Source organism: Algibacter sp. R77976 (assembly GCF_044594645.1).
Taxonomy (GTDB): domain Bacteria; phylum Bacteroidota; class Bacteroidia; order Flavobacteriales; family Flavobacteriaceae; genus Algibacter_B.
This window is the reverse complement of the sequence record NZ_CP138989.1, coordinates 275,385-287,117: the sequence shown is the minus strand read 5'-3', so window position 1 is coordinate 287,117 and position 11,733 is coordinate 275,385. Positions and strand designations below refer to the sequence as shown.

Here is an 11,733-nt window from a genome sequence, read left to right as displayed (position 1 = left end):
TTTTTGAGGCAAAAAAATATTTAAAGTCACTTTTTAGCAAATAAAAACTCCAGCAAAAGGGCTGGAGTTTTATTTAAAATGATAATAGCAAATGAAAAGAATTATTTATTTAATCAAAACAGGTATTCAATTTAGAATGATGACATAGCTGTGAAATCTGCTGGTGTTTTTATTTTGGCAAATGCTTTTCTGTTTTTTCCTCCACTAATTTCACAAGAAATCTCATCTCCATTTATTTCGCCTTTGAATTTACATTTACCAACACTAGAAGATAATGAATATTTGTTTTTCTTAACTGAAAGAGCTCCTTTTTGATAAATTAAGAATTCCCCTCTTCTAATATTTGGAAATAAGTTAGGTTTTTTTAAAATAACTGCTTCTATTTTTCCTTTATCATTTGATTTAATCCTAATTACTTCGAGTGCGTAGGGTTCATACTTCATCATAAATGAATAAATGTTTTCATTTAGCTTTGAAACTGCTGCGTAAAAAGCACTTTTTTTGTCATAGTAGGTTTTAAATAAGTTTGAACTGGCTTTATTTGCTCTTTGGTCAGTTATTTCAATATTTTGAGGAGAATTAAATATTGCATCAATTGCTATTGAATAATTAATAACACAAGAAAAGCCTTTGTTGTCGCCATTTTCTTTAACTCCAAGGTGTTTAAAGTTAATATCAGTAATGTAAAAAATGATATTTGAAGCGTTTGGAGAACTAGAGTGTTCGGTATCATTCGAAATGTTATATCTATTCATTGACTGAATAGATTTTTTTATTCCTGCATCTATAGCTCTTATATTGTCGTTTCTACAATCATTACATGTTAAATGTTTTTTAGTTGAAAACTTAGTAGTACTGCTTTCAAAAATAGGAACATTATCTGCTTGGTAGTACAAAGTTGATAATTCTTCTTCTGGAATATCTGCATTTTTCCAATCGCCTTGAGAAATATATGATGCTAGCTTATTGGCATTATCTCGTTTCTTTTGCTCAGCCATTTGTGGAGAAATATAATTAGATGATACAGTTTTAAAATTTTTATTTCTAAAACTGGTAGCTCTCCAGCCATTATCTGTTTGTTCAAAATTTAACGTACCATTAGATACAATTCGGTTTCCTTTTTCTATAAGTTTTTTTGCTCCCGCTAAAGCAGCTTCATACCCATCTGAACCTTTTAGTGAATAGGAAAAATCATCAACAAACTTGTTTGACCATGCAGAACCAAATTGAGAAGCATTAATATAAATATTCTCTTTTGTTTCAAAGATTAGTTCATATTCAATTTCATATATTTTCTGACCAAAAACATCTTTTTTAATGCCATTTTTTTTAGAGACTCCAACGAATTCTAGTGCAGGTCTTTTTTGAGTTAAATAATCGGAAAAGAAATTATCTAATGCAGATTGACTTACCGAAGTTGAGGTTTCTTGATTCACCTCATTACCTACAAATTCTTCTTTTTCCATTTTTAGAACATCGCTCATAGCATAAACAAATAAAGAGCCATCAGCGGTTTTAATTTTTAAATTTTTTGAAGGATTCATTTCGGTAATAGTGCCTTTTATAATGCTACCGTTTTTGAGATGCACAACATCGCGCATGTTTTGAGCGATAATAGTTGTGGAAAATAGCAAGCAGAAGACGAATAAAATTTTTTTCATTTTTTTAGTTTGAAATTTTTGAAAAAGAAAGACTTTGTTTGGTAGCTATTCTTTAATTATTTTTTTTGTTACCGTTCCCTTATCTGTTTGTAGTTTTAGAAAATAAATGCCGTTAGATATATCTTGAACATCAACTATATTATTAGAAAAAGAAGCATTTACTTTTTGTCCATGAAGGTTGTAGAGTTCTGCTTTTGTGATTGGGTTATTAGTTTTAATGTTTATGTAATCTGTTGTTGGGTTTGGGTATATTTTGACTTTTGCAAATTCAAAATTTCCAATACTGAGTGTACAATTACCATCAATTATATCTTGCATTGTTGGATTATACTCATTGTCTGATACAAAATATTCATTACTTGTTACTTGGCCATTTGTTATGAGCTGAGAAATTGAACAAAAGTTTGAGAATTCAGGATTATTTACTATCGCAAAAAAATCACCTAAAATTTCGAGGTTGCCTAATCCTTCAATTGAGTTAAGGTTAGGATTATCAATAATTTGTAAAAAACCATTAACAGACAATAGGCTACTTAATCCATCAATCATAGTTAAAGAAGAATTATTTTGAATTGCCAAATTTTGACCTACAGATTCCAATGTGTTCAATCCGTTTATTAATGTCAGCCCTACATTATCATAAATTTGTAATGAACCTCCGATAGAATTTAAAGTATTAAAGCCATTTATGGATTGTAAGGAAACACTATTTAATACATTAAATTGCTCACCAACATAAGAAAGGTTATTAAAACCTGTTAGCGAATTAAGACTTGTGTTTCCATTAAATTGCATAAATCCATCGACAGTTAAAAGGTTGTCAAATCCATTTAATGAAGTTAAAGAGATGTTTTCTAGAATATTTATATCTAAACTTAAATTTGTAACGGAACTAAATCCATCAATAGTAGTTAAAGAACTATTGTTTGCAATATATACCCCATTTACTGAACTAAGAGTATTTATCCCACCTATATAATTAAGAGCGTTATTATTAACTATAAGTAAACGTTTTACAGATGTAATATTCTCTAAACCATTTATTGATGAAATTGCAGAATTATAAACAATTAGCAAATCTCCGCCTGTTTTTGTTAACTCACTTAATCCAGTTAAATCCTGAATATTTCCTGTTTCTCCATCATTGATATCTAAATATCCTGTGATTTCTGTATAAGTAAAATCATCTACTTCTGCTTGAGTGGTAATTCGCAAATTCCCGCCATATATACCATTTCCATTATCTCCAGGTGCAACAAAACACGTAGTGTTATTTTGAATTTCAGTATATGTTGGATTATACCCATTATGTTCTATGAAATATTCGTTATTTATTACTTGCCCATTAGTTATTAATTGCATAACAGCACAAAGATTTGTTAATGAAAAATTTTGATAATCATAACTATTGCTTGATGCTGTTCTTCCGATTTGTAAGTTTCCACCTAGAGTTACAATATTTTCTAATCCATCAAGAGATTCTAAAGATTCACAACCTTCTATTGTCAAATCTCCTCCAATTGAAGTTATATTATTCAATGAGTTTAAAGAAATAAGTGAGGTGTTTCCAACAAAGCCAGAAATATGGCCAATATGTAAATTAGAGCCTATATTGTTTAGGTTTTCAAATCCGTTTAAATTTAGAAGACTAATATTACTATGTATTTTTAATGACCCTCCAATTGAACTAACATTATTAAGAACACTTAAACTAGTAAGTATGTCATTCTTTGATATTTCTAAATCTCCACTAAAACTAGTTATATTATTTAAACCCTCTAAAGAGGTAAGAGCATCATTATCAAATATTATGAAATTTAAACCAATAAGGTTCAGGTTGTTTAATCCTGTTAGTGAAGTAAGAGAAATATTGTCATTAATTCTAAATTCATCAATAGGATTACTGCTACCGATTGACGTTAATGATTCAATTCCTTCAAACGAAGTAAGGGAATTATTGTTTGAGATTGTAAACGATCCTTGTATAGAACTTAAGTTATCTAACCCATTTAGAGAAATTAATGATTGATTAGAAGCTATTAGAATTCCTCCTCCAAAAAAACCAACTCCATCTACTGAAGTTAAATTATTTAAACCTTCAACTGAAGTTAATACATAATTGTTTTCAATATGTAAATTGGCATTTAAAGTAGTAATCCCTTGTAAACCATCTAAAGAAACAAGAGATTCATTTCCATTTATTATAATGTTGCTTTCTAAGGATGTAATATTGCTTAAACTACTTATTGAAGTTAAAGCATTATTATTGAGAATATTTATTCCAACACCTTCTCCAAAAACATCAACACTTCCTCCAACCGAAGTTAAATTTTCAAGTCCATTTAGAGAAACTAAACTGCTATTACCATCAACTAGTAAACCATCACCAATAGTTGTTAAAGAAATTAATCCATTTAAATTTGTTATTCCACCGTTGGTTGTTTCTGAAATTGTTAATTGCCCTGTAACTTCTGTAAAATTAAAACTATCAATTTCAGATTGTGTAGTTAAAGTTAAATCTCCTGTGTGTACCTGAGCCGATACGAGGAGTGTACAAAAGAATGCTAGAGCATATAGTAATATTTTTTTCATCTTAACAAGATTTAGGTTTACCTTGCCAAAATGCAACATTCAAAAACTAATAAAAAATTATAGTGATAATCGTATCTTTTCTAGTGAAAATTGATTTCGCTAGTAGTAAAAATGTTCTAACCGAGATTTTACTTCCTCCTTGTATGTGTTTTTTATGGTGAATTCTTGGTTTTGGATGCAAAGTCTTGAGCCGTTAATACGACCTTTTAATATATCTGGAGAAATATTTACAATGTAGCTTTCGTTGATTCTTACAAAATGATAAGGCAAGGTTTTTTGAATATCTCTAAGAGAAGTTTTTAAGAAAAAATACTCGCCATTTATAGTTTTAAACCATAAATAATTAGCTCTTAGGGTTTCGGTTTCTTCATTTTCATTTATAAATGGTTTTACTGTAAAAAACACAATGTCTTTATATTTTACAGGTATTCTTGTCACGCTATTTTTATCGAATTCTTTTATGTCATCCAGATAGCCAATAAGTCCCATAACACCTTCTTTCTTCAAATGAGTTTTTTCAGATTGCTTTTGTAAAACAGTTTGAATGGAACGAATTAACCGCTTTTCATCTAGATGTGGTTTGGTTTGTATAACAATTGGTTCTTCTTTAGTAAGGTTAATGTCCTTTTTAGGAATAAAGTCATCATGTTTGGTTTGTAGGCTCTCGTAAAAAGTTTGGTCGTCATCCAAATCAGTTACATAAATAAAAGGAATGTTGTATTCCCTCTTTAATAAATCTCCTAGGTAAATGCCATTATGTTCGCCTTGCAAATCAATATCCAGTAGCACCAAATCTGGTCTTTTTTTGTTAATGTTTCCAACAGCTTCTTCTACACTAGGTGAGTAATCATCAACTGAATAGTGATGCGCTTTCAAAATCATTTTAAGACGTTTGTAAATCAACGATTTGTCTTCAACAACTAGTATGTGAGCTTTTGTCTTCATGTTATGTAGCAGTTTTTGGGAGTGTTATGTTCATGGTTACTCCATTGGTTCCATCTATTTCAAAAGTTCCTCCGTATTCTTTAGTTAATAGTTGTATGGTTTCTAAACCAAAGGAATCTAACTCATTTATATCAAAATCTTTTGATAAGCCTTTACCATTATCTTTAAGTGATAGCTTATATATATTATCTAGAGAGGTTAAGACGATATTTATTGTCCCTTCTTTTTGGTCATCAAAAGCATATTTATACGAGTTAGTAACAAACTCATTTACGATTAGCCCAATAGGAAAAGAGGTGTTGGCTAATAGCGTTTCTTTTTCATTAGTTGTGTTAGTAATAGTTATACTGTCCTTCTCATAGGCTTGTTTAACATTTTTAACCAATGTATCGATATAATTTTTAGCCTGTACAGTCGTAATATCGTCTTTTTTAAAGAGTTGTTTGTGCACTTCAAACATACTGCGCATGCGGTTTTGTAATTCGTTAAGTTTGTTTTGGTAGGCTTTGTCTTCAAAACGACCTTTAGCAAGATTGATAAATAAATCTATAAACGAAAGATTGTTTTTCATACGATGATGCAACTCCTTTTGCAAAGTCTCTACTATGTTTTTTTGTTGTTCTATTTCGTCCTTTTGGTTGCTGATGATTTGTTTGGCTTTAGTTTCAGCTTTGTAGCGTCTCCAGATAAAGAATGCAGAAACACCCAAGAGTAATATTCCCAACCCTAATATCCAGTTTCGGGTATTGGCTTTTTGGGTTAATAATGCTTGCTCTGTGTTATCGGCTTTGAGTTGGAGGTTTTCTTTTTCTTTTTTTTCAGTTTGATATTTGGTCTCGAGCTCTAATATTTTGGTTGAGCGTTCTAATGAAAATAATGAATCCTCTATTTCTTTACCATGAACGTAATTATCATACGCTTCTTCATATCTGTTTTGATCTGCATATATAGTAGCTGTTAACATTAAAGCTTTTGATTTTTCATACATAAAGTCATCACTTTCAAGTTCTTTTAAGCTTTGTTTCAATAGTTGCTCCGCCAATCTGTGATTTTTATCAAGATATTCTAATTCTGCTATATCCGTTAAAACTCCTGCTGTCCCATATTCATATCCAATACTCTTACCTAAAGAGTAAGATTTGTTAAGATAATATCTGGCAGAGTCTAATATCTTTTGGTTTAAAAAATTTCTCCCAAGATTATATTGAGCAATACAAGTATTCTTTTTTGAACCAATTGCCTTATAGTTCATTATTGCTTTATGGTGAAGTTCATTACTCTTTTCATAGTTTCCGTCTCTTAATGCATATAATCCAGCTAAATTTGCATACTGAACACCCATCCCTCTTTTATCATTAAGTTTTTGGAATATCTTCAAAGATTTAAAATACTTTTCTTCAGCTTCGTCGTAGAACTCTTGTTCGTCGTATATAACCCCTAACATTCCATTGGCTCTTGCTACTTGCCTGTCATTGTTAGATTTATTTGCATAATCAATAGCTTTTATTAAATAATCAACAGCTTTCGAATTATTACTCATTTCACTTTCGTAAACTCCTAAACTATAGTAGCAATAAAAGAGCCTGGAATAATTGTTAATTGCTATACTCATTTTTATTGATTTATTAATGTAATGCTTTGATGAGTCTTTTTGTCCCAGTTCATGAAATACTTGACCAATATTTCCAATTACATTTGATACCTTTTCTTTATCCTTTAATTTATTATAAAGTTTTAATGATTTCTTATAATAAAGCAAAGAAGAATCGTTTTCAGAAATCTTATAAAAATATAATCCTTTGCAAAATAGCCCTTCTGCTAAATACGCTTTATTATTTTCCTTTTTTGATATGGATACTATTGAATCTGAATAAATACCGTATTTGTGAATATTACTATTTTTATATATATCCGTTATTTTTTTTAGTAATTTTAGTTTTGCCGTCTTGTTTTTTTCTTCAGTAAAATCTTTTTCCAACTCATTAATGTTTTCGTTTTGTCCCAAAACAGAAAAATTCATCGTTAAAAGACTTATTAGAAAAAGAAAATATAGCTTCATACTCAATAATTTAATCCTTAAATATAAATGTTAAAATTTTAACATTCAAAAGAAATCAATGGTTATTTCTCACAAATCAATTATCACTAATTTATAGTGTTTTTTCACTCGAAAAAATTAGATTTTCACAGTTTTAAGTTTATTTTTTACGTGGTTTTGAACCGTAAAATGATTGATTGTTTTGATTGTGGTGTAAAAAATAAATGAACTCCAAAGGAATGATTAGTAATATAATTGTATTTGAATGGTAGATTTTACCTTTCTAATCCAAGATCTCGATTTTTGGTTCTGGAAGATTTTAACTCTTGAGTTCTTGATTTTACTTTTTCTTGGCTATAAGTCCGCTCCCCATCTTTGAGCCCTTGAATATAATCATTGGTGGAAGTGGTATTTAAGATGTTCTCTAAAAGCTCTGGCTTATGTTCTTTCAAAAGATAACCATCATTAAATCCTTTAATGTATTTTTCTGTATTCATTAGAACGATGATTTAGTATGTGATTTTAAATAGTCCAAGATAGAGTCGTAGTCATACAGAATGATTTTCTTTTGTGGCTGAGAAAAAGTAATCTGCCCTTCATCTCTTAATTTTTGAAGTGTGGTTTTACTTTTAATATTGAGAACCTCCATAGCACGTTCAGGTGATATCCACTTGTCGTGTGTGATATTTTGCTTTTCTTTTAAGCGTTCTACAACATCTTCGATGAGCTTATAAAAGGCTTCATCTTGTAAACAAATTACTTCCATGTGTTAAAGATAAAAAATTCTGTTAATTGATAACGGCATCAAGTGCATCATCTGCATCCTTATTTATGAAGTTAGCTTGATAGCCAATCGTTGTTTTTAAATCCGTGTGACGGTAGAGCTTTTGTAACATCAAAGGATTAATCTTATCGCCAGCAATGTTACCGAAGGTATGTCTAGCAATGTGATTTGATAGGTTTTTATCAATCTCACATTGTGATGCGATACGCTTTAAGTATTTATTAAAAAGACTGGTGGCGTTTCGTGCTTTTACAAAAACGTCCTCTGGGTCTTTTTGATTTGCTTTCTTGAGGAACGGAAAAACAAAATCATTTTTAGATTGTTTATCATTCATATAATGATCTATGATAGTTTGAGCTTTGTCTGGAATTTTAAGGCTAACTGTTTTATCGTTTTTGTTCATGACGTACATAAGTCGGTCATCAACAAAATCTGACCATTTCATCATAAGAACATCAGAAATTCTTATTCCTGCAAAGTAGTAGGAGAAAAGCCAAACGTTTCTTGTATGCCAAATAGTGCTATCAATTTCTGCTTCAAGGTTTTCTATTTTGGTTACTTCTTCCTTGCTTAACCCAATCTTGAGACTACTTTTTATTCTAATTTTTTCCTTATCACCAGCAAAGGGATAAAACTTCTCATTGGCTATTCCCTCTTTGATAGCATTGTTATAGAGTGTTCGGATAAAAATTAATTGATTCGTGAGTGTTCTCTCCTTATGATTAAGGTAGGTGCTACAGAATGATTTAAACTTATTAATAAATGCCATATCTACATCTGAAAAGTAGAGCGTCTCATCTTTTTCAAAGCTCTTTATTCCAAGCATAATTGAGGTCTTCGGGTTCATGCCTTTTTTGTGACGAGACTTTCTACGCTCTTTAATACCTTCAATTATAATTTGTTTTGAACCAGTTTCGCTGAGATTCATGAATTCCTTAATGTTGTATAGGATTGAAAGCTCTGACCGAGCAACTGAAAAAGTGCCTTTATCATATTTGGTTTTTACTCGTTGTGCACCATGCTGAAAGAATGATACATTCTTGCCTTTTCGTTTTACTTTCTTCTGTATTTGTTTCGTTGAAACCATCTCATTATTTGATGTGGCTTCAAGGAGCGTATCGTCTGCTTCAGCGAGTTTCTTTAAAAGATAGTTGTTAAGCCTTGCCGAGTTGGGGTGTGATTTTTTTACCTTACATAAAATAGGATCCCAATCTTTCTCTAAGATATATTTTCCCGTGAATATATATCTTGGTTTACGGTCTTTGGTAATACGCAGAGCAATAGGGTATTTTTCATCTTTCTTTTTATAGTGCTTCCAAAGTAGTATCTTTACAGTTGCCATATTATATAGGTGTTTTGGAACTATAAATATAAGCAAAGGTTTTGAGTTAGTGTAAAACATTTGTAAAACATTTAGTGGTTTTATATGGTTTTAAGTGATTTGGTAAAATAGTTAGTTTACTGATAATTAGAAATATAAATACATTTTAGACCATATAAAACCATAAAGCATAAGGCTCATAACCCGAAGGTCACTGGTTCGAGTCCAGTTCCCGCTACTAAGCAAAGAGTAATCAGAAATGGTTACTCTTTTTTTATGTTCTTAATATTCTTGGGGTATAGCCCTAATAGTTATTGGAGAGCAAAACCTCAATATTTTCAAAGTAGCCACTTTTAAATAATTTTATATTGGGAATAGATATATTTTTATTCATTTGTATATTTTGTATACAAAATACTGTATATTTGGAGTAGGAAATGTTTAGAGGCAGCGTCTATTTTATTAAACTCAAAAAATAATGTATTGGAGATACAGCATCAAGATTTAAGTTATGAAATATATAGGGAGTTAAAAAGAATGATTTTAACTAACGAAATCGAACCTAAAACAAAATTAAAGCAAGAGCAAATTGCAAAAATGTTTGGGGTTAGTAGAATGCCTTTACATAGAGCTTTTCAAATGTTAGAGAATGAAATGTTGATTGAAAGTATTCCTAGGCGTGGCTTTTTTGTGACTGAAATAAATAAAACAATACTTTACGATTCTTTTGAATGCAGGATGGCACTTGAAGGCATAGCAGTAAAGCGAGCGGCTAAAAATATTACAGATAAAGAATTAAAGTATTTAAAATCGCTTTTTGAAGAATTTATTGAAGTTGATGAAATTAGCGTTTCTAAGTATACCGATTCAGATCAAAAATTCCATCATAAGATAATGGAAATTAGTGGTAATCTAATTTTAAATAAACTGGAGTTATTGGGTAATAATACGATACGAACATTTCGTGGCGGACTTTTACGATCTCCAAATGAAACTTTACCAGAACATTTTGCAATAATAGCAGCACTCGAAAACCGAAACGGAGAATTAGCGGAGGAGTTAGTTCGAGAACATACGCAAAAATCAATGGATACCTTGAAAAATATAACATAATAAACTAAAATAAATGAAACGTACCCTAATTCCAGCAAGATTCTCATTAGTGTTTAGTACATTTTTATTAACCCTATTACTTTATGTAGATAGAGCTTGTATCTCCGCAGCAAAGAGTGATATTTCGAATGATTTAGGGTTTAGTATGACTGATTTTGGTTGGATAATGGCAATTTTTACATTAGGTTATGCGTTATTTCAAACACCTGCAGGTAAATTGGCAGATAAATATGGCGCAAGAGGTGCTATAGCTAGTATTGTTGCTATTTGGTCTGTACTCACAGCATTTACTGGTGCGGCATGGAATTATACTTCTATGTTAATTATAAGATTTCTTTTTGGTGCAGGAGAAGCTGGTGCTTTTCCAGCGCTCTCTAAAGTAGTTTATAATTGGTTTCCTATAGGAGAAAGAGGTATTGTTCAGGGTATTAATTTTTCAGGTTCAAGGTTAGGAGCAGCCTTTGCTATGCCTTTAGTTGCTTGGATGCTTAATGAAATAGGTTGGCGACAAACTTTTGTTGTGTTTGGAGTGTTCGGTATTTTATATGGCGCATTGTGGTATGTGTTTTTTAGGAACAAACCCGAAAATTCAAAATATATCTCATCAAAGGAGTTGAAGTATATAAAGGAAAATAGGCAGCAGCCTTCAGAAGAAATTAAATCATCATTGCCTTTTTCTAAACTCATACAATCTACAACCATGTGGAAAACAATGTTACAATATATCTGTAGTAACTTTACTTTTTATTTTTCATTAACATGGATGTTTCCATATATTCAAGAGCGATTTGATCTTGGATTAGTTGAGGCTGGATTTTACACGTCTATTCCACTAATTGGAGGCGCCATTGGTAACTGGGTGTCTGGATTTATTGTAGATGCTGTTTATAGAAAAGGCAATTGGAAATTGTCTCGTCGTTTACCAGCAATTATTGGGTTTTTGTTGTCTGCTATAGGAATGATTATGGTAACTCAAGTTTCTTCACCGGTAATGTCTATTGCTTTTATGACAATGGCAGTTTTTGGTGCAGATATGACGCTTAGTCCTTCTTGGGCATTTTGTATTGATGTTGGTCAAGAACATGCAGGTGTAACATCTGGTACCATGAATATGGCAGGAAATTTAGGAGCCTTTATTACCATAATAGCTTTTCCTTACTTTTTTGAATGGACAGGTAGTTACGAACCCTTTTTTATAACATGTGCCGTATTAAGCCTTATTGCTATATTGGTTTGGTTTACTATGGATCCAGAAAAAACAATTGTAAATAATAATTAA

The 11,733-nt window shown here is 30.8% G+C and carries 9 protein-coding genes; 2 read left to right on the top strand and 7 right to left on the bottom strand.

Annotated elements, in window-relative coordinates; genetic code table 11:
• Positions 1-131: 131 nt before the first annotated feature.
• From SJY43_RS01315 to SJY43_RS01285, 7 genes are all read right to left on the bottom strand, one after another.
• Positions 132-1,661, bottom strand: coding sequence for a hypothetical protein (locus SJY43_RS01315; RefSeq protein ID WP_396602048.1), 1,530 nt, complete (start codon positions 1,659-1,661; stop codon positions 132-134).
• A 45-nt stretch (positions 1,662-1,706) separates the two neighbouring features.
• Entirely contained in the window at positions 1,707-4,253 is a 2,547-nt protein-coding gene (locus SJY43_RS01310) for a T9SS type A sorting domain-containing protein (protein ID WP_396602047.1), read from the bottom strand.
• Positions 4,254-4,352: 99 nt separating this feature from the next.
• Positions 4,353-5,198, bottom strand: a complete 846-nt coding sequence (locus SJY43_RS01305; protein WP_396602046.1) for a response regulator transcription factor — start codon at positions 5,196-5,198, stop codon at positions 4,353-4,355.
• Position 5,199: 1 nt separating this feature from the next.
• A complete protein-coding gene (locus SJY43_RS01300; RefSeq protein WP_396602045.1) occupies positions 5,200-7,257 on the bottom strand; it encodes a histidine kinase dimerization/phosphoacceptor domain -containing protein in 2,058 nt (685 codons plus the stop codon).
• 254 nt (positions 7,258-7,511) lie between these two features.
• Complete coding sequence (locus SJY43_RS01295; protein WP_396602044.1) at positions 7,512-7,733, bottom strand: hypothetical protein; 222 nt, start codon at positions 7,731-7,733, stop codon at positions 7,512-7,514.
• A complete protein-coding gene (locus tag SJY43_RS01290; RefSeq protein WP_292944507.1) occupies positions 7,733-8,002 on the bottom strand; it encodes a hypothetical protein in 270 nt (89 codons plus the stop codon). Before SJY43_RS01290 ends, SJY43_RS01295 begins: the two co-directional genes overlap by 1 nt.
• A gap of 22 nt (positions 8,003-8,024) precedes the next feature.
• A complete protein-coding gene (locus tag SJY43_RS01285) occupies positions 8,025-9,362 on the bottom strand; it encodes a tyrosine-type recombinase/integrase (RefSeq protein ID WP_396602043.1) in 1,338 nt (445 codons plus the stop codon).
• Positions 9,363-9,824: 462 nt separating this feature from the next.
• Between SJY43_RS01285 and SJY43_RS01280 the strand changes: the two genes are divergently transcribed.
• Together SJY43_RS01280 and SJY43_RS01275 are read left to right on the top strand one after the other, a co-directional pair.
• Positions 9,825-10,454, top strand: a complete 630-nt coding sequence (locus SJY43_RS01280; protein ID WP_396602042.1) for a GntR family transcriptional regulator — start codon at positions 9,825-9,827, stop codon at positions 10,452-10,454.
• Between the two features lie 13 nt (positions 10,455-10,467).
• Positions 10,468-11,733, top strand: coding sequence for an MFS transporter (locus SJY43_RS01275; protein WP_396602041.1), 1,266 nt, complete (start codon positions 10,468-10,470; stop codon positions 11,731-11,733).

Bases quoted from the DNA above. Each gene is read 5' to 3' on its own strand.
- SJY43_RS01300 (WP_396602045.1), bottom strand. From the start codon at position 7,257: ATGAAGCTATATTTTCTTTTTCTAATAAGTCTTTTAACGATGAATTTT.
- SJY43_RS01315 (WP_396602048.1), bottom strand. From the start codon at position 1,661: ATGAAAAAAATTTTATTCGTCTTCTGCTTGCTATTTTCCACAACTATT.
- SJY43_RS01275 (WP_396602041.1), top strand. From the start codon at position 10,468: ATGAAACGTACCCTAATTCCAGCAAGATTCTCATTAGTGTTTAGTACA.
- SJY43_RS01305 (WP_396602046.1), bottom strand. From the start codon at position 5,198: ATGAAGACAAAAGCTCACATACTAGTTGTTGAAGACAAATCGTTGATT.
- SJY43_RS01295 (WP_396602044.1), bottom strand. From the start codon at position 7,733: ATGAATACAGAAAAATACATTAAAGGATTTAATGATGGTTATCTTTTG.
- SJY43_RS01285 (WP_396602043.1), bottom strand. From the start codon at position 9,362: ATGGCAACTGTAAAGATACTACTTTGGAAGCACTATAAAAAGAAAGAT.
- SJY43_RS01290 (WP_292944507.1), bottom strand. From the start codon at position 8,002: ATGGAAGTAATTTGTTTACAAGATGAAGCCTTTTATAAGCTCATCGAA.
- SJY43_RS01310 (WP_396602047.1), bottom strand. From the start codon at position 4,253: ATGAAAAAAATATTACTATATGCTCTAGCATTCTTTTGTACACTCCTC.